This is a genomic window from Amycolatopsis sp. NPDC004625 (assembly GCF_040609695.1).
Classification (GTDB): domain Bacteria; phylum Actinomycetota; class Actinomycetes; order Mycobacteriales; family Pseudonocardiaceae; genus Amycolatopsis.
In genome coordinates this window covers 1-25,664 of the sequence record NZ_JBEXKX010000084.1, presented here as the reverse complement: position 1 = coordinate 25,664, position 25,664 = coordinate 1, and the positions used below count along the sequence as shown (strand labels likewise).

At 72.2% G+C, this 25,664-nt stretch carries 26 protein-coding genes; 10 read left to right on the top strand and 16 right to left on the bottom strand.

What is annotated here, in order from left to right:
* Positions 1–106 precede the first annotated feature (106 nt).
* From ABZW17_RS44630 to ABZW17_RS44620, 3 genes are all read right to left on the bottom strand, one after another.
* The gene (locus ABZW17_RS44630; RefSeq protein ID WP_354828414.1) at positions 107–607 is read right to left on the bottom strand and encodes a DUF3455 domain-containing protein; all 501 of its coding nucleotides are present in this window, start codon (positions 605–607) and stop codon (positions 107–109) included.
* Positions 608–693: 86 nt separating this feature from the next.
* The gene (locus ABZW17_RS44625) at positions 694–2,256 is read right to left on the bottom strand and encodes a sodium:solute symporter (RefSeq protein ID WP_354828412.1); all 1,563 of its coding nucleotides are present in this window, start codon (positions 2,254–2,256) and stop codon (positions 694–696) included.
* A gap of 9 nt (positions 2,257–2,265) precedes the next feature.
* On the bottom strand, positions 2,266–3,477 hold the full coding sequence (locus ABZW17_RS44620) for an anhydro-N-acetylmuramic acid kinase (protein ID WP_354828409.1): 1,212 nt from the start codon (positions 3,475–3,477) through the stop codon (positions 2,266–2,268).
* A gap of 139 nt (positions 3,478–3,616) precedes the next feature.
* Here ABZW17_RS44620 and ftsY point away from each other — a divergent pair, with 139 nt between their 5' ends.
* Complete coding sequence (ftsY, locus tag ABZW17_RS44615; protein WP_354828406.1) at positions 3,617–4,906, top strand: signal recognition particle-docking protein FtsY; 1,290 nt, start codon at positions 3,617–3,619, stop codon at positions 4,904–4,906.
* Here the strand turns inward: ftsY and ABZW17_RS44610 are convergent.
* Both ABZW17_RS44610 and ABZW17_RS44605 read right to left on the bottom strand, forming a co-directional pair.
* A complete protein-coding gene (locus tag ABZW17_RS44610) occupies positions 4,903–5,679 on the bottom strand; it encodes a hypothetical protein (RefSeq protein ID WP_354828403.1) in 777 nt (258 codons plus the stop codon). The genes ftsY and ABZW17_RS44610 overlap by 4 nt on opposite strands.
* A gap of 38 nt (positions 5,680–5,717) precedes the next feature.
* Positions 5,718–6,188, bottom strand: coding sequence for a hypothetical protein (locus ABZW17_RS44605; protein ID WP_354828400.1), 471 nt, complete (start codon positions 6,186–6,188; stop codon positions 5,718–5,720).
* A gap of 135 nt (positions 6,189–6,323) precedes the next feature.
* Between ABZW17_RS44605 and ABZW17_RS44600 the strand changes: the two genes are divergently transcribed.
* Positions 6,324–6,824 (top strand): GNAT family protein, encoded by a 501-nt coding sequence (locus tag ABZW17_RS44600; RefSeq protein WP_354828397.1) that lies wholly within the window; start codon positions 6,324–6,326, stop codon positions 6,822–6,824.
* Between the two features lie 10 nt (positions 6,825–6,834).
* Here the strand turns inward: ABZW17_RS44600 and ABZW17_RS44595 are convergent, their stop codons facing one another.
* Positions 6,835–7,608, bottom strand: a complete 774-nt coding sequence (locus tag ABZW17_RS44595; RefSeq protein ID WP_354828394.1) for an IclR family transcriptional regulator — start codon at positions 7,606–7,608, stop codon at positions 6,835–6,837.
* Positions 7,609–7,720: 112 nt separating this feature from the next.
* Between ABZW17_RS44595 and aceB the strand changes: the two genes are divergently transcribed.
* Together aceB and ABZW17_RS44585 are read left to right on the top strand one after the other, a co-directional pair.
* Complete coding sequence (aceB, locus tag ABZW17_RS44590; RefSeq protein WP_354828391.1) at positions 7,721–9,298, top strand: malate synthase A; 1,578 nt, start codon at positions 7,721–7,723, stop codon at positions 9,296–9,298.
* On the top strand, positions 9,299–10,486 hold the full coding sequence (locus ABZW17_RS44585) for an aldolase (protein WP_354828388.1): 1,188 nt from the start codon (positions 9,299–9,301) through the stop codon (positions 10,484–10,486).
* 3 nt (positions 10,487–10,489) lie between these two features.
* Here ABZW17_RS44585 and ABZW17_RS44580 read toward each other — a convergent pair whose 3' ends face one another.
* Genes ABZW17_RS44580 through ABZW17_RS44570 form a run of 3 tightly spaced genes read right to left on the bottom strand, consistent with a single transcriptional unit; the run spans position 10,490 to position 13,339 of the window.
* Entirely contained in the window at positions 10,490–11,518 is a 1,029-nt protein-coding gene (locus ABZW17_RS44580) for a DUF2786 domain-containing protein (RefSeq protein ID WP_354828385.1), read from the bottom strand.
* The gene (locus ABZW17_RS44575) at positions 11,518–12,006 is read right to left on the bottom strand and encodes a MarR family transcriptional regulator (protein ID WP_354828383.1); all 489 of its coding nucleotides are present in this window, start codon (positions 12,004–12,006) and stop codon (positions 11,518–11,520) included. Before ABZW17_RS44575 ends, ABZW17_RS44580 begins: the two co-directional genes overlap by 1 nt.
* A gap of 4 nt (positions 12,007–12,010) precedes the next feature.
* Positions 12,011–13,339, bottom strand: coding sequence for a PucR family transcriptional regulator ligand-binding domain-containing protein (locus tag ABZW17_RS44570; protein WP_354828380.1), 1,329 nt, complete (start codon positions 13,337–13,339; stop codon positions 12,011–12,013).
* Positions 13,340–13,462: 123 nt separating this feature from the next.
* On the opposite strand from ABZW17_RS44570, the gene ABZW17_RS44565 reads away from it, so the two are divergent.
* Genes ABZW17_RS44565 through pucD form a run of 4 tightly spaced genes read left to right on the top strand, consistent with a single transcriptional unit; the run spans position 13,463 to position 18,385 of the window.
* Positions 13,463–14,335: an FAD binding domain-containing protein gene (locus ABZW17_RS44565; RefSeq protein WP_354828377.1), complete on the top strand. Its 873-nt coding sequence runs from the start codon at positions 13,463–13,465 to the stop codon at positions 14,333–14,335.
* Positions 14,326–14,793 (top strand): (2Fe-2S)-binding protein, encoded by a 468-nt coding sequence (locus ABZW17_RS44560; protein ID WP_354828374.1) that lies wholly within the window; start codon positions 14,326–14,328, stop codon positions 14,791–14,793. Before ABZW17_RS44565 ends, ABZW17_RS44560 begins: the two co-directional genes overlap by 10 nt.
* Positions 14,790–16,130, top strand: a complete 1,341-nt coding sequence (locus ABZW17_RS44555) for an 8-oxoguanine deaminase (protein ID WP_354828371.1) — start codon at positions 14,790–14,792, stop codon at positions 16,128–16,130. The genes ABZW17_RS44560 and ABZW17_RS44555 overlap by 4 nt, the downstream gene beginning before the upstream one ends.
* Positions 16,127–18,385, top strand: a complete 2,259-nt coding sequence (gene pucD, locus ABZW17_RS44550; protein ID WP_354828368.1) for a xanthine dehydrogenase subunit D — start codon at positions 16,127–16,129, stop codon at positions 18,383–18,385. The genes ABZW17_RS44555 and pucD overlap by 4 nt, the downstream gene beginning before the upstream one ends.
* Positions 18,386–18,395: 10 nt before the next feature.
* Here the strand turns inward: pucD and ABZW17_RS44545 are convergent, their stop codons facing one another.
* The 6 genes from ABZW17_RS44545 to ABZW17_RS44520 form a co-directional block, all read right to left on the bottom strand.
* Complete coding sequence (locus ABZW17_RS44545) at positions 18,396–19,967, bottom strand: ricin-type beta-trefoil lectin domain protein (protein WP_354828365.1); 1,572 nt, start codon at positions 19,965–19,967, stop codon at positions 18,396–18,398.
* Between the two features lie 127 nt (positions 19,968–20,094).
* Positions 20,095–20,655 (bottom strand): TetR/AcrR family transcriptional regulator, encoded by a 561-nt coding sequence (locus ABZW17_RS44540; RefSeq protein ID WP_354828417.1) that lies wholly within the window; start codon positions 20,653–20,655, stop codon positions 20,095–20,097.
* Between the two features lie 51 nt (positions 20,656–20,706).
* Positions 20,707–21,588 carry a factor-independent urate hydroxylase gene (gene pucL, locus ABZW17_RS44535; RefSeq protein ID WP_354828363.1) on the bottom strand — a complete coding sequence of 294 codons (882 nt, stop codon included), beginning with the start codon at positions 21,586–21,588 and terminating at the stop codon, positions 20,707–20,709.
* A 2-nt stretch (positions 21,589–21,590) separates the two neighbouring features.
* Entirely contained in the window at positions 21,591–21,908 is a 318-nt protein-coding gene (uraH, locus tag ABZW17_RS44530) for a hydroxyisourate hydrolase (protein WP_354828360.1), read from the bottom strand.
* Complete coding sequence (locus tag ABZW17_RS44525; protein WP_354828357.1) at positions 21,905–22,354, bottom strand: 2-oxo-4-hydroxy-4-carboxy-5-ureidoimidazoline decarboxylase; 450 nt, start codon at positions 22,352–22,354, stop codon at positions 21,905–21,907. The genes uraH and ABZW17_RS44525 overlap by 4 nt, the downstream gene beginning before the upstream one ends.
* A gap of 55 nt (positions 22,355–22,409) precedes the next feature.
* Positions 22,410–22,886 carry a helix-turn-helix domain-containing protein gene (locus tag ABZW17_RS44520; protein WP_354828355.1) on the bottom strand — a complete coding sequence of 159 codons (477 nt, stop codon included), beginning with the start codon at positions 22,884–22,886 and terminating at the stop codon, positions 22,410–22,412.
* Between the two features lie 129 nt (positions 22,887–23,015).
* Between ABZW17_RS44520 and allB the strand changes: the two genes are divergently transcribed.
* Both allB and alc read left to right on the top strand, forming a co-directional pair.
* Positions 23,016–24,344 (top strand): allantoinase AllB, encoded by a 1,329-nt coding sequence (allB, locus tag ABZW17_RS44515; protein WP_354828353.1) that lies wholly within the window; start codon positions 23,016–23,018, stop codon positions 24,342–24,344.
* Between the two features lie 12 nt (positions 24,345–24,356).
* A complete protein-coding gene (gene alc / locus ABZW17_RS44510; protein ID WP_354828350.1) occupies positions 24,357–25,358 on the top strand; it encodes an allantoicase in 1,002 nt (333 codons plus the stop codon).
* Here alc and ABZW17_RS44505 read toward each other — a convergent pair.
* On the bottom strand, positions 25,355–25,528 hold the full coding sequence (locus tag ABZW17_RS44505; protein ID WP_176172189.1) for a hypothetical protein: 174 nt from the start codon (positions 25,526–25,528) through the stop codon (positions 25,355–25,357). The genes alc and ABZW17_RS44505 overlap by 4 nt on opposite strands.
* Positions 25,529–25,664 lie beyond the last annotated feature (136 nt).

The window sequence follows — 25,664 nt, the reverse complement described above, 5'->3', positions numbered from 1 at the left end:
CTCACACCTACTACCCCCGCATCGGTCCGGTTCGCTGCGCAACGACAGGCATGCTGTGCTCGGCGCCTTCCTGTTCCGCCGCCGTCGCCGCCACATGGTGCGCTGGTCAGCCGGCGACCCAGAAGGCGTAGTCCGCCGAGTACCGCACCGCCGTCTGCGCGCCCGCCGCGCAGGCCCCCGCCGGGGCCACGCCGCCGCGGGTGTTCAGGCGCTGGACGTAGGTCACCTTGCCGAAGATGCCGTCGCCGGTGGTGAGGTTCGCCTTGAGCAGCAGCGCCGGGATCGCGCCGTCCCGCGGCGAGTTGGCCACCGCGGCCGCGCCGACCGTGCTGCCGTCCACAGTGGACGTCCACACCGGGCCCTTGCTGTGCAGGGCCACCGGCCTGCCGTGTTTCGTGAGCACCGCCGCGGGCTGGATCAGGGTCCACGCGCCGTTCGTGCAGCCGTAGATCTGCACGCCCTCGGCCGGGAAGCTCGCCAGCGCGACGTTTCCGGCCGGGACCTTGACCGCGTCCGGGACCTTCGGGGCCGCCGGGGTGGCCGAGGCCGTCGCCGCGCCGCCGACCAGCAGGGCACCCACCGCGAGCGCCAGCGTCATCCGCTTCATGAGATCCACCTTCGAAATCCTCCCGCCGCTTCTCGGCGGGCTCCCGCCCCTCCACACGGGAGCCCGCCGGAAACGGTTCAGGAGGATCAGGCAGCGACCTCTTCCGCCTCGCCGGCCGCTTCGGCTTCGGCCGCCTTCGGGTCCGGCGTCCGGTGGCGCAGCGAGAGCAGCCCGCCGACGACCAGCGTGATCACCACGCCCAGCAGCGTGTACCAGGGGTAGGCGAGGGCCACGCGATCCCCGGCCGCCTTGCCGAAGTCGACACCGAGCAGCCCGCCGGTCTTCGCGCTGAACTTCACCCCGAGGATGACGAACGCCATCACCACGACCGTGGCCACGAACGCGATGATCGCGTCCACCTGCCGGGCCTTCTTGATCAGCAGGCCGAGCAGGAACGAGCCGAGCAGCGCGCCGTAGGTGTAGCCGGTGATCGCCAGCCCCAGCTCGATGACCGAGTTCTTCGTGGTGGAGAACAGCGAAGCGAACACCGCGAACACCACGGCCCAGATCAGTGTCCACATGCGACCGTGCCGGAGCAGCTTGGAGTCCTCCGGCGAGCGTTTGGTGAACCGCTGGTAGAGGTCGGCCACGGTCGACGTCGAGAGCGCGTTGAGCGCCGAGGCCAGCGCCCCCATGGTCGACGCGAGCACGCCCGCGATGAGCAGGCCCGACACCCCGACCGGCAGGTCGTCGATGATGAACCGCGAGAACACGTCGTCCGGGCTCTGCAGGCCGAGCTGCGCGACCGACTTGCGGCCGTCGAACACCCACAGCATCGCCCCGACCAGCAGGAACAGCGCGAACTGGATGGTGACGATGATGCCGCTGCCGATCAGCGCCTTCTGGCCGTCGCGCAGGCTGCGCGTGGCCATCAGCCGCTGCGCGATCAGCTGGTCGGCGCCGTGCGAGGCCATCGACAGGGCCGCGCCGCCGAGTACCGCCGTCACGAAGGCGTACGGGCTGGTCAGCAGGTTCTTCGTGAAGTCGACGAGCATGAACTTGCCGTCGTCGGACGCCTGGCTCATCCAGTCACCCGGCAGCTTGTTCAGCAGCACGATCGCCGCCACCGCCGCGCCGCCGAGGTAGAGCGACAGCTGGATGACGTCGACCCAGACGACCGCCTTGATCCCGCCGATGTAGGCGTAGACCAGGGTCAGCGCGGTCAGGATGACGACGATCACCCAGTAGTCCAGGTGGATGTTGTAGTGCCCGAGGATCACCTTGATCGGGATCGCGCCGGCGAACAGGCGCACCCCCTCGGCGAGCAGGCGCGTGATCACGAACGTCACCGACGCGGTGCCCTGCAGGCCCGAGCCGAAGCGCTTGCCCAGGAACGCGTACGCGCTGACGAGGTTGCCGCGGAAGTACCGCGGCAGCAGCACGAACGCGGCGATCGTCCGGCCGATGATGTAGCCGAACGCCAGCTGAAGGAACAGGAACGCGTTGCCGAAGACCAGCCCCGGCGTGCTGATCACGGTCAGCGTCGAGGTTTCCGTGGCCACCACCGACAGCATCACCGCACCCCACGGGAGGCTGCGCTCGCCGACGAAGTAGTCGGCCGCCGACCGTTGCTTCCGGCCGACGAGCACGCCTATCAGCGGCATCGCCGCCAGGTAGACCACGATGATGGCGAGGTCGACACCGCGCATGGAGCTCTCCTACCGTCCGGTCTTCTCCGCGACTCGCAACCGTGTCACGCTGCCCCCCAGCGGGGCGGGAAGGATCAGGGGGCCGGTGCCCGGGACCAGCGCGCCGAGCACGCGCGGCCCGCGTGCGCCGGTCGCCGACGGCACCGTACCCGGTACGCCGCACCAGGTCAGCCAGCCCAGCAACGCCGTGAGGTACGCCTCCTTGCCGGCGCCCGGCAGCCCGAGGTCGTCGCTGGTCTTCAGCACCGCGGACGGCAGGTTCCGGGCCAGCGCCGCCATCAGCGCCGGGTTCCGCACCCCGCCGCCGGAGGCGATGACGGTCGCGACGCCGTGCCGCCGGCACTGGGCGGCGACGGTGACGGCAGTCAGCTCGGTCAGCGTCGCGAGCAGGTCGCCGGGTTCGAGCGGCGGCAGGCCGCCGAGGGCGGCGTCGAGGTAGGGCGCGTTGAAGTGCTCCTTGCCGGTGGACTTCGGCGGCTCGGCGGCGAAGTACGGGTCGGCGAGCAGCCGGTCGAGCAGGTCCTGGCGCACCGACCCGCCGAGCGCGAGCCGGCCGTCGACGTCGCTGTGCCGCCCGGTGACGCGGTGGGCGGCGAGGTCGAGCAAGGCGTTGGCGGGCCCGGTGTCGAAGGCGATCGCCGGCGCGCCCGCGGCGACGACGGTGATGTTCGCGATGCCGCCGAGGTTGACCGCGGCGACGGCGTGACCGGCGTCTTCGGCGAGGCCGCGCAGCCACAGCTGGTCGAGCGTGCTCGCCAGGGGAGCCCCGTGGCCGCCCGCGGCGACGTCGCGGGCCCGTAGGTCGGCGCACACCGGCAGCCCGGTGCGTTCGGCGATCCAGGCGGGCTGGCCGAGCTGGAGGGTGCCGCGGACCGCGCCGCCCTCGACCCAGTGGAACACCGTCTGGCCCAGCGACGCGACCAGGTCGGCGGAGCCGCCGGCGAGGTCCGCGGCGCCGCGGGCGGCCGCGTCGGCGAACGCCTGCCCGACACCGGTGTCCAGCCGCGTCAGCTCCCCGGCCGTGCACGGGTTCGGCGGCAGGGCGGCGCGCAGGGCCTCGCGCAGCGGTTCGGGGTAGGGGACGTCGAGCTCGCCCAGCGGCGTCAGCACGACGGTGCCGGCTTCGGCGTGCAGGTCGGCGGCGGCCACGTCGATCCCGTCGATCGACGTGCCCGAAATCAGGCCGATCACCCGATAGCCGTGGCTGGCTCGCATCCCCATCCGGAGGGGTTTAGTGGAGCGTTGCCTGTGACGCAACCCACGTGGTGAAGTCTTGGCCCAATCGGGACCCAGGTTGTTGCGAATTGCCTGTGCGGACGGGGTGTCCGCCGGGCGCGGGCGCGGATGAAAGGATGGGGCCGTGTCGAGCACCTGGTTCCTGTTCGTAGTCGTCGCCGTCGTCGTGCTGGTCGCCCTGCTGGTGACCGGCCTGCTGGTCGCCCGCAGGCGGCGGATCAGCCTGGACGCCCGGCGTGAGGTCGAGGAGAAACCGAAGGGCGGCTCGTACGCGGCCAGCGGGGGCATCGCGCTCGCGCCCGGCGGCGCGGCCGAAGCCGAAGCCGCCGAGCACCCGGTCGAGGACCGGCCGGAGGTCGACGGCCAGCCCGCGGTGGGTGACGACGCGGCGGTGCCGCGCGACTCGGCGCAGCGCACGGTCCGGGACGTCAAGCTGCCGGACGCCGAGGTCGTGGAGCCGGCCCCGGTCGCCGAGGAGATCGAGCCGGCGGCGGGCCGCATGGAACGGCTGCGCGGCCGGCTGACGAAGTCGCGGTCGATGTTCGGCACGAGCCTGCTCGGCCTGCTCGGCGCGGGCGACCTCGACGAGGACTCCTGGCAGGACGTCGAGGACACGCTGCTGCTGGCCGACCTGGGCGCGGCGACCACGAACCAGATCGTCGAGCGCCTGCGCGACGAGCTGTCCCGGCGCGCGGTCCGGTCGTCGGCCGAGGCACGCGAGGTGCTGCACGAGGTGCTGACGGCGCAGCTGTCCACCGACGGCCACCGCGCGGTCCGGGCGCTGCCGCACACCGTCGACGGCCGGAAGCAGCCGGCCGTGGTGCTGGTGGCGGGCGTCAACGGCACGGGCAAGACGACGACCACGGGCAAGCTCGCCCGCGTCCTGGTGGCCCAGGGCGGCACGGTCCTGCTGGGCGCGGCGGACACGTTCCGCGCGGCGGCGGCCGACCAGCTGCAGACGTGGGCCGAGCGCGTGGGCGCGGAGGTCGTCCGCGGCAAGGAGGGCGCGGACCCGGCGGCGGTGGCGTTCGACGCGGTCAAGCGCGGCGTGGACACCGGCGTCGACGCGGTCCTGGTCGACACGGCGGGCCGCCTGCACACGAAGACGGGCCTGATGGACGAGCTGGGCAAGGTCAAGCGCGTCGTGGAGAAGCAGGCCAAGGTCGACGAGGTGCTGCTGGTCCTGGACGCGACGACGGGCCAGAACGGGCTGATGCAGGCCCGCGTGTTCGCCGAGGTCATCGACGTGACGGGAATCGTGCTGACCAAGCTGGACGGAACGGCGAAGGGCGGCATCGTGTTCCAGGTCCAGAAGGAGCTGGGCGTCCCGGTGAAGCTGGTCGGGCTCGGCGAGGGGCCGGACGACCTGGCACCGTTCGAGCCGGGCGCGTTCGTGGACGCGCTCCTGGGCTAGGTGATCGGGCGGCCGGTCCGGAAGTCGTACACGGGTACGCCCTTCACCAGTTCCGCCAGGTGGTGGTAACACGTGCCGTTGTCGTCGAAGAGGGCGACCGGGGCGGGGCAGCGGGACTCGGAGCCGGAGGTCGCGGCTCGGCACCGCGTGGCTGTGCCCGCTTCCACCTGGGCGTCGCGTTCCTCGATCTTGGCGAGGAGGAAAGCGGCTTTGCGTTCGGCGGGCGAGGTGGCGGTGGCCGGAAGGTGCGGCGCCGGCTGGAACGGGCCGGTGCCCTTGGAATCCGCCAGCCCGAGCGTTGTGAGGAGCGGCGCCGTCGGGGTGCCGGTCTCGATGGTCAGCTGCTCGGTCTTCGTGCTGGCGACGTAGTGGCGGATCCCGCCGACGCCGCGCAGTACCGGTTTGGCGCCGGGGTCCGCCGGGTGGTCGAAGACGAGGGCGCTGATCAGGTAGTCGGCGCGGGGCAGCGTCAGGTGCGCGGTCTCGCCGAGCACCATCGGCACGGTGACCCCGGAGGTCCGCTCGCCGGCGAGCGGGGTGGCCTGGAAGGTCAGCAGCACCCGCTGCCCGGTGGCCGGCCGGTGCCGCACGGCGATGTCGACGTCGCTGGTCACGTCCCCGAGCCGGTGGCGGGTGTGGGCCGCCGGGACGACGACGGCCTGCCGCCCGCGGTCGGTCAGCTTCTTCACGCCCCGCTCGGCGAGCTGGCCGATGACGGCTTCCGCCGTCTTCTGCCCGACCCAGGCGAGCGGCGCGGCGAACAGCTCGAACATGGCTCCCCCTCCGGCGTCCCGGTGCCGAACCTACCGGGTCAGAGCCGGAAAAGCGGTGTCCCGTCGGCCTTGCGCAGCCCCAGTTGCAGGATCACCGGCGCCGACGGGCGGGTGACCGGGATCAGGCAGGGGGACGTCCGCCGTGCCGCGACGGTGAGGCGGGACCAGCCGATGCCCTGCAGGGTCCGGCGGGCCGGGTCGAGCACCATCGCCGCACCGAAGTAGCGGCCGCCCGGCAGGGCGATCCGGGCGGTGTGGCCGAGGACCGCCGGGAACGCCGTGCCGGTCCGGCTGCCGTCCTCCTGGAGCGTGATGATCACCGGCGTCCGCGCCTTCGCGGCCAGGTGGTGGCGGACGCTGATCTCGACCGTCCCGGCCGGGGTCGTGGCCGGGCGCGGCCAGGCGGGCGGCGCGGCGGGCCCGTCGAGCGCGCGGTCGACGAGCCGGTCCAGGAGGTTCGAAGCGGCGCCCTGCGCGAGCCAGGCCAAGGCGCCGGCGTGCGTGTCCATGCGGCCTCCGGCGATATTCGGGTGACGGCGGCGGCGGTACGAGCGCACAATCCGGGCATGCCCGGTTGACGCACGCGCGCCCCTCCTCGTGACAGACGCTCCGAAGCCGTCGTTCGCTACGAGAGAGGACCCATCATGACCGCCATTTCCGGCGACCGGGTGCGGCTGCGCCCGATCGGCGCAGCGGACCGCGTCCGGCTGCGCGAAATCCTGGCCACCCCGGAGGTCGCCCGGTGGTGGGGCGACCCGGATCGCGAAGTCGAAGGCCTGTACGAGGTCGAAGAGGGCTACACGGTCTACGTGATCGAGTTCGGCGGCGAAGCCGTCGGCCTGATCCAGAGCTGCGAAGAGCTGGACCCGCAGTACCGCCACGCGGGCATCGACATCTCGGTGCACCCGGCTTTCCACGGCCGCGGCATCGGCACGGACGCGATCCGGGCGCTGGCGGCCCACCTGTTCGCGGCGGGCCACCACCGGCTGACGATCGACCCGGCGGCGTCCAACGAGACGGCGATCCGGGTGTACACGAAGGTGGGATTCCGCCCGGTCGGGGTCCTGCGGGACTACGAACGCGCCCCGGACGGCACCTGGCACGACGGGCTGCTGATGGACCTGCTGGCCGGGGAGCTGAGCTGAGCGGTCCTGGTCAGACCGTGACCGCCTGCGAAAGGCTCGCCCCCAGGGCGTCCGCGACCCGCTGCACCGCCGGGGCGATGTGCGCCACCGCCTCGGCGGTCAGCCGGCCCGACGGCCCGGACACCGACACCGCCGCCGGCACCGGCGCGCCCGGCACCGCCACCGCCACGCACCGGACCCCCAGCTCCTGCTCCGCCTCGTCGAGCGCGTACCCCTGCGAAGCGATCCGCGAAAGCTCGACCGCCAGCGCGTCCGGATCCGTGAACGTGTGCTCGGTGTAGGCGGGCATGCCTGTCCGCGAAAGCAACGCCTGCACCTCCGAAGCGGGCAGGTGCGCCAGCATCGCCTTCCCGACACCCGTCCCGTGCGGCAGCAGCCGCCGGCCGACCTCGGTGAACATCCGCATCGAATGCTTCGACGGCACCTGGGCCACGTACACGACTTCGTCGCGCTCCAGGACCGCCAGGTTCGCCGTCTCGCCGACCTCCTCGACCAGCTCCGCCAGCAGGGGCCGCGCCCAGGCGCCGAACTGCATGCTCGCGTTCTCGCCCAGCCGGATCAGCCGGGCGCCCAGCGCGTAGCGGCGGTTCGTGTTCTGGCGGACGTACCCCAGGTCGACCAGGGTGCGGATCAGCCGGTGGATCGTCGGCATCGGCAGCCCGGACAGCGTCGCCAGCTCCGACAGACTGGCTTCGCCGCCGGTGTCCGCGAGGTGTTCCAGCAGCTCGAAGGCGCGCTGCAGGGACTGGACGCCGCCGTCGCGACCGTTCTTCTCCGCCGGCACGGTGGCCCTCCTTACGTCGGCGTTGAGCTTCCGCTATGCAGAAACTATAGTCCGGCTGGTAGAAAACCGTAGGGCCGTTATCCAAAGATCCGAACCCTCGAGGTGTTTCCCCATGTCTTCTGAAGTCCAGGTGCTGGGCGACCCGGTCGAGCGCGGCGACGAGATCCTCACGCCGGAGGCGCTCGCCTTCCTCGCCGGCCTGCACGACGCCTTCGCCGGCCGCCGCGACGAGCTGCTCCAGGCGCGGAGCAAGCGCCGCGAGGAGGCCCGGACCACCGGCAAGCTCGACTTCCTGCCCGAGACCAAGGAGATCCGCGAAGGCGACTGGCAGGTCGCCGGCGCGCCGGCCGCGCTGCGCGACCGCCGCGTCGAGATCACCGGGCCGACCGACCGCAAGATGACCATCAACGCGCTCAACTCCGGCGCGAAGGTGTGGCTGGCCGACCTCGAGGACGCCAACACCCCGCACTGGGCGAACGTCGTCTCCGGCCAGGTCAACCTCCACGACGCCGTCCGCGAGACGATCACCCTGGAGAGCGGCGGCAAGAGCTACGCGCTCAAGGACGACGTCGAGCACGCCACGATCGTGGTCCGCCCGCGCGGCTGGCACCTGCCCGAGAGCCACCTGACGTTCGGCGGCCGCGAAGGCGTCGGCGCGCTCGTCGACTTCGGCCTGCACTTCTTCCACAACGCCGCCGAGCTGCTGAAGCGCGGCAAGGGCCCGTACTACTACCTGCCGAAGATGGAGAGCCACCTCGAAGCGCGGCTCTGGAACGACGTCTTCACCCACGCCGAGAAGGCCCTCGGCATCGAGCACGGCACCGTCCGCGCGACCGTGCTGATCGAAACCATCCCGGCCGCGTTCGAGATGGAGGAGATCCTCTACGAGCTGCGCGAACACGCGTCGGGCCTCAACGCGGGCCGCTGGGACTACCTGTTCAGCGTGATCAAGTACTTCCGCGACGCGGGCGAGAAGTTCGTGCTGCCGGACCGCAACTCCGTCACCATGACCGCGCCCTTCATGCGCGCCTACACCGAGCTGCTGGTGCGCACCTGCCACAAGCGCGGCGCCTTCGCGATCGGCGGCATGGCCGCGTTCATCCCGAGCAAGGACCCCGAAACCAACAAGGGTGCCTTCGACAAGGTGCACGCCGACAAGTCCCGCGAGGCCGGCGACGGCTTCGACGGCTCGTGGGTCGCGCACCCGGGCATGGTCGAGCTCTGCAAGGAGGAGTTCGACAAGGTTCTCGGCGACCAGCCGAACCAGCTCGGGCGCACCCGCGACGAGGTGAGCGTCACCGCCGAGCAGCTGCTGGACGTCGCTTCGACGCCGGGTGGCGCGACGGCGGCCGGCCTGCGCGCCGCGGTCGACGTCGGTGTCCGCTACATCGCGTCCTGGCTGGGCGGCAACGGCGCGGCGGCCATCCACAACCTGATGGAGGACGCCGCCACGGCGGAGATCTCGCGTTCGCAGATCTGGCAGTGGGTCAAGAACGGGACCACTTTGGACAGTGGCGACGTCGTGACGTCCGAGCTGGTGCGCGGCGTGCTGGCCGACGTCCGCGGCGAGCTGGCGGGCGAGCTCAAGCCGGAGCTGCTGGAGCCGGCCGTGGAGCTGTTCGAGCAGGTCGCGCTGGCCGACGAGTTCCCGGACTTCCTGACCCTGCCCGCCTACGAGCGGATCAAGTAGGTGCGGCTGCCCGAGGACGTCTACGACGCCGCCGACGCGCGCTTGGCCGAGGCCGACGCGCGCGTCGCGGCGTCGTACCCGGGCGAGCGGCCCGGACGGCAGCCCGTGCACACGGTGTACGTCCCGGCGTCGCAGTACAAAACGCGCCTGGTGGCCGGCTGGGGCAAGCAGGCGATGCGCGTGTTCGTCGAGCACGGCGACCTCCTCGGCGTCGACGCGGACGTGTACGAACGCGTCCGCGCGAAGCTGCTGACCGAGCCGATCGAGGACCTGCGCATCGACTTCGAGGACGGCTTCGGCCGCGTGCCCGACGACGTCGAGGACGCGGCGGCGCGCGCGGCCGGGCAGACCTTGGCGACGACCGGCGGGACGCCGTTCTGCGGCATCCGCTTCAAGAGCTTCGAAGCGGCGACGCGCCGGCGTGGGATTCGCACCCTGGACCTGTTCCTGGGTTCGCTGCTGGACAACGGCCCGCTGCCGCCCGGGTTCGTCGTCACGCTGCCGAAGGTGACGGCGGTGGACCAGGTGGCGGTGGCCGCGGAAGTCCTCGCCCGGCTGGAATCCGCGTACGAGCTGCCCTCGAACGCGTTGCGCTTCGAAGTCCAGATCGAGACGTCCCAGTCCATTGTGGACCTCGACGGGACGCTGTCGGTGGCGCGGATCGTGCAGGCCGCGGCGGGACGCTGTTCGGGCCTGCACTACGGGACGTACGACTACAGTGCGGGCCTCGGCATCGCGGCGGCGTACCAGAGCATGGAGCACCCGGCGGCGGACCTGGCCAAGGGCCTGATGCAGATCGCGGCGGCGGGCACGGGCGTCCGCCTCTCCGACGGCTCGACCAACCGCCTCCCCCTCGGCGACGCACTGCCGTCGGCGTGGGCCGAGCACTCGAGGCTGGTGCGCAGGTCCTTGGAGCGCGGCTTCTACCAGGGCTGGGACCTGCACCCCCACCAGCTGCCGACCCGCTTCGCGGCGACGTACACGTTCTACCGGGCGGGGTTCCCGGAGGCGGTGGAGCGGTTGCGCGCGTACGCGGACAAGAAGGCCGGCGGGGTTCTGGACGAGCCGGCGACGGCGCAGGCGTTGGCGGTGTACCTGCTGCGGGGGCTCGACTGCGGAGCGCTCGACGAAGGCGAGCTGCCGTTCGGACGGCCGGAGCTGGAGAAGTACGCGCAGCGGCTCGCCTGAGGATCACTCACCGAGCCGCGCGCGGTCGGCCGCCGACCGGCCCGCGTCCCACCCTTCGGCGCTGCGCACGGTCACCGACTTGCCCACCACCTGCGGGAACAGCGTCGCGAATGCCGTGTTCACCCTCAGGTCGTGCGAGGCCAGCGCGGGCAGCAACCGGTCCGCGTCGGGGGTGGCCGTGAGCGTGGCCGCGGCTGCCTGCTCGAGGCGCTCGCCGATTCGCGTCGCGTAGGAGACCAGGAACGACTTGCGGAACTGCCGCGACCGGCCGGCGGGGTCGGCGATCATCGCGCGGGTGGCCTGGACCAGCAGGGACGTCGTCAGCAGCGCGACGGCGTCCAGGTCGTCGCCGACCACCGTGACGAAGTCCCAGCGCGGGTCGAAGACCGCGCGGCAGCGGTTGGCCTTCGCCACCACGTTGACCAGCAACGACTTCGCGTCCGTGTAGGGCGTGTCGAGCCAGATCCGGCGGGACGACGGCAGCTCGGGCGCGGCCGCGACCAGCACGCGGTCCAGGGCGTGCCGGGTCATCAGCTCCTGGGCCTTCGCCGAGAGGGCCTCGGCCTCCTCCGGGAACGAGCTCGACTCGGCCTTGGCCAGCAGCGCGCGGACCCGGCCCAGCTTCTTGTCGTCGACGCTGTGCCGGACGGACGGCTGCGGCGCGGCCGGCAGGGTCAGCAGCACGCCCAGGGCATCGACCACCGCCGTCACCGCTTCGGCCGGCGTGAGGAGGTGCTTCGCCGCCCACTCCGGCAGGCGCGGTCCGGCGTCGAGCAGATACGAGCCGGCGAATTCGTCGACGCGGCGGCTCGCGGCTTGACGCAGTTCCCCGGGCGGCCAGCCGCCCCGGTGCGCCCGGTCGAGCAGCGGCCGGACGGCCAGCTCCGCACCCCGGACCAGTTCGGCGGGCAGCTCGAAACCGGGGGCGAGCCACCGCGCGTCGTCCCCGGCCCGGGCGGCGGCCAGCAGCGCACCGGCGAAGCCCTCGGCCGTCGCCGGCAGCTCGCGGGTGGAACGGTTCCGGTTGCCCACTAGCGCAGCCGGGGGAGGGCGTCGCGGGCGAAGTGGCTCAGCGTCCGCAGGTCTTCGGCGAACCGTTCGCGGTGACCCTCGGGCAGGGGCCGGAGGAAGAACTGCTCGATGTTCTCCACGTGCAGGCGGCTGGCCCGCACGGTGGTCTCCTCGCCGAGCGCGGTCAGGCGCACCAGCTGCACCCGCCGGTCGCGCGGGTCGGCGGTGCGGGTCACCAGCCCGACGGCCTCCATCCGGTCCACCAGCCGGGTGGCGCCGCCGGTGGTGAGCACCTGCTCCTGGGCGATCGACCGCATGGTGAGCCCATCCTCCCCGGTCCGGCCCACGATCAGCAGCACCTCGTACATCAGGTGGGTGATCCCGCACTCGCGTTCCAGGGCCCGGCCGAGCAGGTACTCGAGCCGGTTCGCCGCGCCCTGCAGCCGCCCGAAGGCCTGCACGCGGGCGTCGTTCGCCGCCTGCCGGGCCGAAGTGATCTCGGGGTCCACTCCCTCATCCTCCCGCCTGCCCGCCGGCGCGCAACGCGAGGTAGACGTCGAGCTGGTCGGTGAACTCCGTCAGGTCGGCCCCGAGCAGCTCGCCCGCCCGCCCGATCCGGTAGCGCAGCGTGTTGACGTGCACGTGCAGGGCCTTCGCCGCCCGGGTCGGCGAGCCCGAGCACTCCAGGAACACCCGGACCGTGTGCACCAGGTCGGTGTGCTGCTCGGCGTCGTAGGCCAGCAGCGGCCCGAGGACCCGGCGCCGCAGCGCCGCGCGCAGCCCGTCCGGGGCGCCGGTCAGCAGCAGCTCGTGCACGTCCACCTCGCCCGCCGCGACCACCGGCACGCGCCACCGGGCCGCGACCGCCAAGGCGTACCGGGCCGAGGCCCACGCCTCCTCCCGCGGGCCGGGATCGCTGACACCGCAGTACACCCGCTTCGCCTGGAGCAGTGTTTCCACAGTGGACAGTTCGGCCGGCGACGGCCGCCGGGAGGTCGCCGCGAACGAGGTGTCCCCGGTGGACTCGAGCAGGAGCCCGTCCGGCAGCAGTTCCCGCAAGACGTCCCGGCTCTCGTCGCTGCCTTCGGTCCGCAACGCGACAACGCGCGCTTCGCCGGGCAGCTCGGCTTCGGGGGCGACCGCTCGCGCCCGCGTGACACCCACCAGCCCGGCGAGCTCCCCGGCCAGCTCCGCCTGGGCCGTGCTCAGCGGGCCGCCGACGGCGATCAGCCACGGCACCGCGTGCCGCCCCTCGACCGGGACGACCGTCAGCGGCCCGGCCTCCTTGGCCGCGTACCGGCGCAGGACGTCCGGCGCCGGCATCGGCAGCGGACCGGTCCCGGCGATCACCCGGCCGAGCCCCGACAGCACCCAGCAGGGCAGCCCGAGCTCCGCCGACGCGCTCTCCAGCAACGTCCCGACCGGGGCGTCCGCAGCGGCCTGCAAACGTTTGCGCGCGCTCTCCGAGGCGGCCGCGAGGGCCAGCACCACCTGCTCGGTGATCACCGAGAACGACAGGTCGGCCGGCACCTCCAGCAGCGGGATCCGGTGCCGGACGCAGGCGTCGGCGACGTCGTCCGGGATGCCGCCCGAGTCGGCGCCGGACGCGGCCAGCGCCGCCGCACCCGCCCGGGCCAGCGCGGCCACGAACGGCTCGGCGTCCCCCGGTCGCCGCCACCAGAGCAGGCCGGACAGCACCAGCTCGCCGGCCGACAGGTACCGTCCGGGGTCGGGCAGCTCCGTGACGTAGATGCGCGTCACGGGCCGGTCGAGCAGGTCGGTCCCGGCCAGCGGGCGCAGCCGCAGCCCGGGCAGGCCCAGCAGAGTTTTCACGGTCGTCATGAGGCTTGTAGGAAAGCACAAACGCACCGGGTTTCGCTCCTGTGCGTTTCATGCGTGGTGCCGTTGCCGCCCGGCCGTGATCCGTCGTCTACTGGTCTACCGCCCCTACGAAGGAGCCCGCTCGTGGAGTTCTTGCGTCCCGCGACGCTCGCCGAGGCCCTGGCCCTCAAGGCCGAGCGGCCGGCCGCCGTGCCGATCGCCGGCGGCACCGACGTCATGGTCGAGCTGAACTTCGACCACCGGCGCCCGGACGCCCTCCTGGACCTGACCACGGTCCCCGAGCTGGCGGAGTGGTCCACTGTGGAGGACTCGGACGGCACGGTCCGGCTCGGCGCCGGCGTCCCGTACTCCCGGGTGATCGCCGAACTGGGTGCGTCCGTCCCGGCCCTGGCCATGGCCTCCCGCACGGTCGGGTCGCCCCAGATCCGCAACCGCGGCACGGTCGGCGGCAACCTCGGCGCCGCCTCGCCCGCCGGCGACACGCACCCGGTGCTGCTCGCCCTGGACGCGCGGATCGAGGTGGCCTCCGTCCGGGGGACCCGCCTCCTCCGCGCGGAGGAGTTCTACGTCGGCGTGAAACGCCACGCCCTGGCCGAAGACGAGCTGATCATCGCCGTCCACCTGCCCGAGCACGCCGGGCCGCAGCAGTTCGCCAAGGTCGGCACGCGCAACGCCATGGTCATCGCCGTCTGCTCGTTCGCCGTTTCGCTCCGGCACGGCCAGGTCGGCGCCGCCATCGGGTCCGCCGCCCCGACCCCGCGCCGCGCCCGGGAGGCCGAGGACTTCCTGGCCGCCGAGCTGCCGTGGGGCTCGTCCGAAGCGCTGCCCGACTCGCTGAAACGGCGGTTCGGCGAGCTGGTGGCCCGGGCGGCGTCCCCGATCGACGACGTCCGGGGCAGCGCCGCGTATCGGAAGCACGCACTCGGGGTACTCGCGCGGCGTACGTTGACCTGGGCCTGGGACGACCACCGGACGGGGGAGCGCGCATGCGCCTGAATGTCACGATCAACGGCGAGAAACGCCAGGCGGACGACGTCTGGGAGGGCGAAAGCCTGCTGTACGTGCTGCGCGAGCGGCTGGGCCTCCCGGGCTCGAAGAACGCCTGTGAGCAGGGCGAATGCGGCTCCTGCACGGTCTACCTCGACGCCGTCCCGGTGTGCGCCTGCCTGGTCGCGGCCGGGCAGGCCGAAGGCCGCGTGGTCCGCACGGTCGAGGGACTGGCCGACGGCGACACCCTCGACCCGGTCCAGCAGTCCTTTGTGGACCAGGGTGCCGTGCAGTGCGGGTTCTGCACGCCGGGCCTGGTCGTCGCCGCGCACGACCTGCTGAACCGCGTCCCCGATCCGTCCGACGAGGAGATCCGCGAAGCGCTGGCCGGCAACCTCTGCCGCTGCACCGGCTACGAGAAGATCCTCGACGCGGTCCGCGCCGTCGCGAAGGGAGGTGCCGCGTGAGGACGCTCATCGCGAACGCGGCCATCGCCACGGTCACCGGCGAGGAGTACGCGAGCGGGCACGTCGTCGTCGAGAACGACCGGATCGCCGAAGTCGGCGAAGGCGTCTACACCGGAGAGTTCGACGAGCGCGTCGAAGCCGACGGCTGCCTGGTCACGCCCGGCCTGATCAACACCCACCACCACCTCTACCAGTGGGCGACCCGCGGGCTGGCCGCCGACCACACGCTGTTCGAGTGGCTCGTGCAGCTGTACCCGGTCTGGAGCCGCCTCGACGACGGGATCACGCACGCCGCGGGCACCGCCGGGATGGCGCGGCTGGCGCTGACCGGCTGCACCACCGTCGCCGACCACCACTACGTCTTCCCGCGCGACGGCGGCGACCAGGTCGCGGCGCTGGCCGCGGCCCGCCAGCGCATCGGCGTCCGGCTGCACGTCGTGCGCGGCTCGATGGACCGCGGCGAGTCCGACGGCGGCCTGCCGCCGGACAACCTCGTCGAGCCGACCGAGGACGCGCTGACCGGCACCGAAGCGGCGATCGACCGCTTCCACGACGACTCGCCTGGCGCCCACCTGCAGATCGCCGCCGGCCCGTGCTCGCCGTTCTCGGTCACCGAACGGCTGATGTCCGGCGCGGCCGAGCTGGCCCGCCGCAAGGGTGTCCGGCTGCACACCCACCTCGCCGAGACCCTCGACGAAGAACGCCAGTGCCTGGCCGAGGTCGGCTGCACCCCGGCCGAGTACGCCGACAAGCTCGGCTGGCTCGCCGACGACGTCTGGCTCGCGCACACCGTCCACCTCGCGCCCGAGGCGATCCGCCGCTTCGGCGCCACCGGCACCGGCTCGGCGCACTGCCCGACGTCCAACGGCCGCCTCGGCACCGGCATCGCAGCCGTGCGGGACCTCCTCGACGCCGGTGTCGCGGTCGGCCTCGGCGTCGACGGGGCCGCCTCCAGCGAGTCCGGCGGCCTCGGCGAAGAGCTCCACCAGGCGTTGCTGCAGGCCCGCCAGCGTGGCGGCCCCCACGGCCTGACCACGCGCGAAGCCCTGTGGATGGGCACGATGGGGGGCGCCCGCTGCCTCGGCCGCGCCGACGACCTCGGGTCGATCGAGCCCGGGAAGCTCGCCGACCTGGCCGTCTGGGACCTGACCGGGCTGAACCACGCCGGCATCGCCGACCCGGTCGCGGCCCTGGTGCTCGGGGCCACGCCGCCGCTGCGCCGCCTGTTCGTCGGCGGCAAGGCCGTCGTCGAAGACGGCACCCTGCGCGAGGCCGACGAGTCCGCCATCGCCCGCGAGCTGGCCGCTGCGAGCGCGAAACTGCGGGAGGACCGATGACCACCACGTCCGTCACGACGCCGACCGCGAACGGCGTCGGTGCTTCGCCGCGCCGCCCCGACGGCACGGTGAAGGTGCGCGGCGAATTCGCCTACTCCTCGGACCTCTGGCACGAGGACATGGTGTGGGGGGTGACCCTGCGCAGCCCGCACCCGTACGCGCGGATCACCGCGATCGACATCGCCGAAGCCCTGGCCGTGCCCGGTGTGTACGCGGTGCTCACGCACGAGGACGTCCCGGGCGTCAACCGCTACGGCCTCGAGCACGCCGACCAGCCGGTGCTCGCCTCGGACGTCGTGCGCTACCAGGGAGAACCGGTCGCGCTGGTCGCCGCCGACCACCCGGAGACCGCGCGCCGCGCGATGAAGCGGATCCACGTCACCTACGAAGAGCTCGAGCCGGTGACGGACTCCGAAGCCGCCGTCGCGGGCGAAGGGCCTCGGCTGCACGAAGGCGGCAACGTCGTCCGGCACGTGAAGATCCGCCGCGGTCCGCAGGATCTCGCCGCCGACGTCGTCGTCTCGGGTGTCTACGAGGTCGGCATGCAGGACCAGGCGTTCCTCGGCCCGGAGTCCGGGCTGGCGGTGCCGGACACCGAAGGCGGCGTCGACCTGTACGTCGCGACGCAGTGGCTGCACGTCGACCAGCAGCAGATCGTCGCCGCCCTGGGCCTCCCGGTGGAGAAGGTCCGGCTGACCCTCGGTGGCGTCGGCGGGGCGTTCGGCGGCCGCGAAGACCTGTCGATGCAGGTCCACGCGTGCCTCCTCGCCCTGCACACCGGCAAGCCGGTGAAGATGGTCTACAACCGCGAAGAGTCCTTCTACGGCCACGTGCACCGCCACCCGGCGAAGATGTACTACGAGCACGGCGCCACGAAGGACGGCCGCCTCGTGTACGTGAAGACGAGGCTCTTCCTCGACGGCGGTGCGTACGCGTCCTCGACCGGCGCGGTGGTCGCGAACGCCGCCACGCTCGGCGTCGGTCCGTACAAAGTGGACAGTGCTGCGGTCGACTGCTGGGGCACCTACACCAACAACCCGCCGTGCGGCGCCATGCGCGGCTTCGGCGCGGTGCAGGCGGCGTTCGGCTACGAGTCCCAGATGGACAAACTGGCGGACGCCTGCGGCCTGGACCCGGTGGAGATCCGCGTCCGCAACGCGATGAGCGAGGGCGACCTGATGCCGACCGGCCAGGTCGTCGACGCCGAAGCGCCGGTCGCGGAGCTGCTGACCCGCGTCCGGGCCATGCCGATGCCGCCGGACCGGCCGTTCGACCTGCGGCACATGCCGGGCGGGGTGTCCAACACGACCCACGGCGAAGGCGTCGTCCGCGGCGTCGGGTACGCCGTCGGGATCAAGAACGTCTGCTTCTCCGAGGGTTTCGACGACTACTCGACGGCCCGGGTGCGCCTGCAGCTGGTCGGCGGGGAACCGGCCGCGACCGTGCACACCGCGGCCTGCGAGGTCGGCCAGGGCCTGGTCACGATCATGCAGCAGATCGTGCGCACCGAGCTGGGCGTCGACCAGGTGACAGTCCTGCCGATGGACACCTCGATCGGCAACGGCGGCTCGACGTCGGCCTCGCGCCAGACCTACGTCACCGGCGGTGCCGTCCAGGCCGCCTGCGCGGCGGTGCGGGCGCGGCTGCTGGCCCGGTTCGACGCGAAGGTGCGGGTGGTCGGCGGCAAGCTCGTCGCGGCCGACGGCCAGGTGGTCGCCGACCTGGTGGACGTCCTCGGCGAAGACGTCCACGACGAAACCGTGGAGTGGCGGCACCGCCCGACCACCGGGCTGGACCCGGAGACCGGGCAGGGGACCGCGCACGTGCAGTACGCGTTCGCCGCGCACCGGGCGGTCGTCGACGTCGACACCGAACTCGGCCTGGTCAAGGTGGTCGCGCTGGACTGCGCCCAGGACGTCGGCAAGGCGCTGAACCCCCAGGCCGTGCTGGGCCAGATCCAGGGCGGCTCGGCGCAGGGCCTCGGGCTCGCGGTGATGGAGGAGATCCAGACCTCCGGCGGGAAGATCCGGAACCCCTCCTTCACCGACTACCTGATCCCGACGGTCCTGGACATGCCGCCGATGACCATCGACGTCCTGGAGCGCCCGGACCCGCACGCGCCCTACGGCCTGCGCGGGGTCGGCGAGCCGCCGACGATCTCGTCGACCCCGGCGATCGTGGCCGCGATCCGGGCCGCGACCGGGCTCGCGCTCACCCGCGTCCCGGTCCGGCCGGAGCACCTGACCGCCACCTGACCTACCTGGACTACCTGAGCTGCCAGTTCTGGTTGGCGTCGTCGTTGCAGTTCCACAGTTCGAGCTGGACGCCGTTGACGTTGCCGGCGGCCTTGTCGCCGCCGGTGACGTCGACGCACAGGCCGGCCTGGCTGATCGAGCCGTCCGCTTCGAGCTTGAACTTCTGGTTCGCGCCGCCGTGGCAGGTCCAGGCGATCAGCTTGGTCCCGGCCGCGCTGGTGCCGCCGCTGGCGTCGAGGCAGAGCCCGTTGGCCTGCAGCTCCCCGGCGCTGGTGAACGTCCAGGACTGGTTGCCGCCGCCGTCGCAGTCCCAGATGTCGACCTGGGGGCCGGGCGTGGGGGCGGTGCCGTTGATGTCGATGCAGCGCGACGACGACGCGCCCTGGATCGGGTGCGCGGTGCCGATGCTGCTGCCGGATCCCGGGGTCACGCGGTAGATGACGGTGCTGTGCGAAGGCACGGCCGCGCTGATCGTGCCGGTGCTGGTGGTCAGCTCCTTCGACCACAGGTTGGTCAGCCGGTAGCTCGACGCGGCGGGCAGCCCGGCTGCGGCCGTCGTCGTCGAGACGGTCTTCGTGGTGCTGTTCTCGTTGAGCAGGACGACGGCGACATCGCCGTTCTGCAGCGGCTTCGCGAGCACGTCCAGGCCGTTCCCGGTGGCGATCCGGCGCGCCTGCCTGCCGAGCGGGTCCTGGTCGACGGCGATGACGTCGGCGTTGAGGTAGGTCGAGAAGGTGGCGACACTGGCGCCGCGCAGGTCGGCACCGGCGATCAACGGCGCGGCCATCGCCGCCCAGAGCGTGAAGTGGGCGCGGTCCTCCTGGAAGTCCATGCCGTCGCCGACTTCGAGCATGTCGGGGTCGTTCCAGGCGCCCGGCTTCGCGGCGGCCGCGAGCCCGACGTTCTGGTGGTAGATCGAGTCGATGCTGCCCCAGTTGTTGGTGATGTCCCCGGTGGTGCGCCACAGGTTGCCGACGTCCGGCGCCCACGTCGACGGGCTGAAGTTGCCCCATTCGCAGATGCTGTAGGCGATCGGGCGGCCGGTGGCCTTGAGCGCGTCGCGCATCGCCGAGTAGCGGCGGACGTAGTCCTGCTGGGTTTCCCCGGCCGGGCTGCCGCAGTTGTCGTACTTGAGGTAGTCGACGCCCCAGCTCGCGAAGAGGTTCGCGTCGGCCTGCTCGTGGCCGAGGCTGCCCGGGTAGTGCTGGCAGGTTTCGGAACCGGCGCTTTCGTAGATGCCGAACTTCATGCCGCGGGCGTGGATGTAGTCACCGAGGGCCTTGAGGCCGCCGGGGAACTTCGCGGAGTCGGCGACGAGGTTGCCGGCGCTGTCGCGGGAGCGGGTCATCCAGCAGTCGTCGAGGTTGACGTAGGTGTAGCCGCGGTCCCGCATCCCGGAGCTGACCATCAGGTCGGTGGTCTGCTTGACCAGGGTTTCGTTGATGTTGCACTCGAAGGTGTTCCAGGTGTTCCAGCCCATCGGCGGGGTGCGGGCGAGGCCGTTTTCGAGGGCGTCGGCGGGCGGGCTCGCGAGGCCGATGGCGGCGACGGCGGTGGCGAGGACGGCGAGGACTCGGCGCATGGCGGCTCCAACCGGACGGCGGTGTGAGGCAGGAGGACTAGACCATTATTTGACCAGCACTGTGCAGCTTCGGTGTCGGATGCTGCGCGGTCAAGCGCCACTTTGGTGATTCGTGTTGGATCCCCGACTAAAGTTGTGTGCGCTCCTGGAGGAGTCGGCGGGCGACGTCGACGGTCGCGGCTCCGGCGACGGCCATGGCTTCGGTGTCCCGCAGCGAGCGGCACAGCACGAAGGCGCCTTCGAGGTTGTTGACGGCGGTGATGGTGAGGGTCCGGGCGGCTTCCCGGCTGAGCCCGAACTTCGCGAACTTCTCGGTGCCGGCGTCGATCCAGGCCGTGAAGACGTCGGCGGTGGCCTGCCGGAGGGGTTCGTTGGTGGCGGCGACCTCGAGCGCGACGGTGGCGATCGGGCAGCCTTCGACGTAGCCGGTGGCTTCGAGGGTGGCGATCCCGGCGGCGAAGAACGCCTCGATCCCGCTGACCACGTCCGGCGCGGGTGCGACGAAGAGGTCGAACAGCTGGATGTAGGCGAGGCCGGAGGTGCGGATGACCTCCGCGCCGAGCTGCTCCTTGCCGCCGGGGAAGAAGTGGTACAGGGACCCGAACGGGGCGTTGGCTTCGGAAACGATCTGCTTCAGCCCGGTCCCGGCGTAGCCGTTGCGCCGGAAGAGCTCGGCGCCGGCGGCCATGATGCGTTCCTTGGTCCCTGCCACCCCTCGATGATAGAGCGTTCTATCAACTCAGTGGATGTCCCAGGCCGGCCCGGGGTCCTCGGCGTCGTCGCGCAGGATCGTGCCCTCGATCAGCCCGTACGGCCGGTCCGCCGCGTAGAACACCTCGTTGTCGTTCTTCAGCCCGAACGGGCTCAGGTCCACCAGGAAGTGGTGCTTGTTCGGCAGCGACAGCCGCACCTCGGCCACCTCCGGACGCGTCTCCAGCACTGCCTCGCCCATCGCGTACAGCGTCTGCTGCAGGGAAAGGCTGTGCTTGGTCGCGAACGTCTCCAGTAGCAGCCGCCGGATTTCCCCGTGCGAAGCCGCCCAGTCGACGCCCTCGCCCTGGTAGCGCCAGCGTGCCGTCACGGCGGTGGCGAGGATGCGGTCGCCGGTTTCGGCGAGGGTCGTGTACTGGTCGCGCGGGAAGCCGTGGAACTCCGAACCCGTCGACTTCAGCAGCGTCAGGCCGTCGATCCCCGACACGACCCACGCGCGGCCGTCCTGGACCGTGACGGCCGTCGTGCGGCGCTCGTCGCCGGACCGGCTGAACGCGTGGTCGTGCGGCGCGCCGCCGACCGGGATGCGGTCCCAGCCGTGCTCGTCGATCTTGACGCGCGCGCCGGTGATGTTCTCCTGCGTGCCGACGAAGTGGCGGGCCAGGCGCAGGCCGAAGTCCTCGATCTCGCCGACCGGCGCCTCCTTCGCGAAGGCGTACACGGTGTTCTTCTGCGTGTCGGTCGCCAGCACGCCGGCGTTGTCGCCGGTCAGGTGCGTCGCGGTCAGTTCGCCGCGCAACGACGTCGACACGGTGAGGTCCTTCAGGTGGTGCACCGGGCCTTCGCGGCGCACCGTGACCAGGCGGACCTCCGCCTTGCCGTACTGGTTGGGGCCCAGGGTGACGGCCACGGTCAGCTCCCTCGGTAGGTCGAATAGGCGAACGGGCTGAGCAGGAGCGGCACGTGGTGGTGCGCGGTGCCGTCGGCGATCCGGAAGGTCAGCGTGACCTCCGGGAAGAAGGCGTCGGGGCCCAGGTAGGCGCCGGTGTCGAAGACCAGCCGGTAGGCGCCGGGCGCCAGGGTTTCCGGGCCGAGGTCGCGGATGCGGCCGTCGTCGTCGGTGCGGCCTTCGGCGATCGGCTCGCCTTCGGCGGTCTCGAACCGGACGGCGATCCCCTGGGCCGGGCGTCCGGTTGCCGTGTCGAGGACGTGGGTGGTCACGAGGCTCATGCGGTCACCGCTTTCGCGAGGCGGAGTCCGGCGATCTTCAGCAGCTCGCGCCCGGCGACGGCGAGCTCGGTCGCGGGGTCGTTGGCCAGCCGCTCGCGCAGGATCTTCAGCAGCTCGTCGCCGCTGCGGCCGCTGGCGCAGACCAGGTAGACGTGCCCGAACTTGGCTTCGTACTCGGCGTTCGCCGCGGCGAACGCGTCTGGGTTGTCCACACCGGACTGTTCGGAGCGCGCCCAGCCCGCTTCCGGCTTTTCCCCGATCCGCGGGTGCGCGGCCATGGCCTGCCGGATTTCGTCGCTGGTCAGCGGCACGTCCGCGGCGGCTTTCAGCGCGTCGACGTCGGCGTACGGGCGCCCGGCCAGCACGGCGCCGACCCAGCGCGGGACGGCGAGGCACTCCGTCAGCAGCGGGCGGACGTCGGTGGTGTTGAACTCGGTGAGCAGCACGGGCTGACCGTACGTCCGCGCCGGAGTTCCGTCAACATTTTGTTGAAAGCGCTGGTCAGTCCGCTTCCCGGTTGAGGTAGTTGTAGACGGTGAACCGCGTGACGCCGAGGGCGTCGGCCACCGACGAGACGGATTTCCGCAGCCCGAAGGCGCCACGTTCGCGCAGCAGGCGCACCGCGCGCTGCTTGCCCGCGCGGTCGAGCTCGCCCAGCTTGGCGCCCAGTTCCCGTTCGACGTCGGCGATCAGCCGGGCGAGGGCGTCGTTCAGCTCGACGACGGGGGCGCTGCCCGGGTCGTCGGCCCGGCGCAGCTGCAGCGTGACCCGCGTGGCGCCGCCTTCCAGGGCGGCTCGCGCGATGGCCGGGAGCGCTTCGAGCAGCTCCTTCGCCTCGCCGCGGGCGAGGGTGCCGAGCGGGCCGAAATCGGTGTCCAGCCCGGCTTCCGCGGCGGCGTCGCGGGCGGCGACGGCGTGCTCGGGCGGCGAACCTTCGCCGTGGAACGGTTCGCTGGTGAACTCCGCTTCAAGCCGCACGAAGATGACCGTAACGCGCTACAGCCGTCGTTGACGAGCGGCGCGCGCCGTGGTTACTGTCGTTGTGCGAAACCACCTTTCCGTACTGTGAAATCGGCGGTGGTCATCCTCCCGGAGAAGGGCTTTCGGATGGATCTTGTGGTGCGTGCCGCCCGGGCCGTGACGGCCGAGGGTGAGGTCCCGGCGACCGTCGGCGTCGACGGCGGCCGGATCGTCGCGGTCGAACCCGGTGGTGCCGCGTTGACCGGCGACCGCGTCCTCGACCTCGGCGACGACGTCGTGCTGCTGCCGGGGCTGGTCGACACGCACGTCCACGTCAACGACCCCGGTCGCGCCGAGTGGGAGGGCTTCGGGACGGCGACCCGCGCGGCCGCGGCCGGCGGGGTGACCACGATCGTGGACATGCCGCTGAACAGCCTGCCGCCGACCGTCGACGTCGCCGCGCTGGAGGTCAAGCGCAAGGCGGCGGCCGGCCGGGTGCACGTCGACGTCGGCTTCTGGGGCGGCGCGATCCCCGGCAACGTCGGCGATCTGCGCGGCCTGCACGACGCCGGGGTGTTCGGGTTCAAGTGCTTCCTGCTGCATTCGGGCGTCGACGAGTTCCCGCCGCTCGACCCGGCCGGGCTCGACGAAGCGTTGCGGGAGCTGAGTTCCTTCGACGCGCTGATGATCGTCCACGCCGAGGACGCCCACGAGATCGATGCGGCGCCGGAGCCGCACGGTGGTCGCTATGTCGACTTTCTGCACTCACGGCCGCGGCAGGCGGAGAACCTCGCGATCTCGCACGTCATCGAGGCGGCCCGCCGCCACTCCGCGCGGGCGCACATCCTGCACCTGTCCTCTTCGGACGCCCTGCCGCTGATCGCCGCGGCGCGGCGTGACGGCGTCCGGCTGTCGGCGGAGACCTGCCCGCACTACCTGAGTTTCGTCGCCGAGGAGATCCGCGACGGCGCAACGCAGTTCAAGTGCTGCCCGCCGATCCGCGAGGCGGCCAACCGGGAGCAGCTCTGGCGGGGCCTCGCCGACGGCGTGATCGACACGATCGTCAGCGACCATTCGCCGTGCACTCCCGAGCTGAAGCGCTTCGACAGCGGCGATTTCGGCGAGGCGTGGGGCGGGATCTCCAGCCTGCAGCTGGGGCTGCCGGCGATCTGGACGCAGGCGCGGCAGCGCGGGTTCGCGCTCACCGACGTCGTCGGGTGGATGGCCGGGCGCCCGGCCGCGCAGGCCGGAATGCGGCGCAAGGGGCACCTGGCGGTGGGGTACGACGCCGACTTCTGCGTGTTCGCGCCGGACGAGGCGTTCGTGGTCGACGTCGCGAAACTGAAGCACCGCAACCCGGTCAGCGCCTACGACCGGCGGCCGCTCGCCGGCGTCGTGCGCTCGACGTGGCTGCGGGGCACCGAAATCACCGGCGACGAGCCGCGCGGCGCGCTGCTGACCCGGGGGAACTGCTGACATGGAGGCGCTGTGACCGACCGTCCGGAGTGGACAGAACTGCCCGACCTCGCGTCCCGCCGCTTCGGCGGCACGGTGATGTGGGCGACCGACGAGCTGTTCGCCGAGAAGGAGAACCTGGTCAACCCGTGGGTGCCGGCGCACCGCACGGAGACGTTCGGGCCCAAGGGCCAGGTCTACGACGGCTGGGAGACCCGCCGCCACCGCGAACCGGGCGACGACCAGGCGATCGTCCGCCTCGGCCTGGCCGGCACGATCACCGGCGTCATCGTCGACACGGCGTTCTTCAAGGGCAACTACCCGCCGTTCGTGTCGGTGGAGGCGACGTCATTGCCGGGCTACCCGTCGGCGGCGGAGGTGGCCGCGGCCGAGTGGGACGTCCTGGTCGACCGCGCGCCCGCTTCGGGACACACGGAGAACTTCTACGTCGTCAACGGATCGCGGCGGTACACGCACGTCCGGCTGACGCAGCACCCGGACGGGGGAGTGGCGCGCCTGCGCGTGCACGGCGCCCCGATCCCGGACCCGGCGCTGCTGGACCTGGACGCGCTCGACCTGGCGGCCCTGGAGAACGGCGCGATCGTGACGGGCTGCAGCAACCGGTTCTACTCGTCGCCGAACAACATCCTGTCCCCGGGCCTGGCGGCCCACCAGGCGGAGGGCTGGGAGACGGCCCGCCGCCGCGACGACGGCAACGACTGGGTGACGCTGCGCCTGGCCGGCGCCGGGATCGTCCGGTTCGTCGAGCTGGACACGAGCAACCTGAAGGGCAACGCCCCGGGCTGGGCCTCGGTGAGCGGCCGCGAGACGTACGGCGAGTGGGTGCCGTTGCTGCCGAAGACGCGCCTGCAGCCGGACACGCGGCACCGCTTCGCGCTCCCGGACGCCCCGGAGGTTTCGGAGGCACGCCTGGACATCTACCCGGACGGCGGCCTGGCCCGGCTGCGGCTGTTCGGCCGGCTGACGGAGGCGGGCCGGACGAACCTGAAGGCCAGGTTCGCGAAGACGCGTTAGTTCGCGCCGGGCCGGTTGAGGTAGGCGGAGGCGAGCGAAAGGACACACGCGCAGCCGACGAGGGCACTCACCCACCACGGCAGCCCGACCACGACGCTCCAGACGAAACCGGCCGCCGCGAGGACGGCGACGAGGATGTTCCGGAACTGCAGCGGGGTCGGCTTGGCCATGCCGCCACCCTCTCACGAGCCCCCGCCGCCCTCGCGCTCTCCCCGGCTCGTGAGTGGTAAGGCGCGTTCTAACGCGCCTTACCACAACAGACCCACCGCCGCAGACCACACACCGGCCCGGGGGGAACGGCGCGGG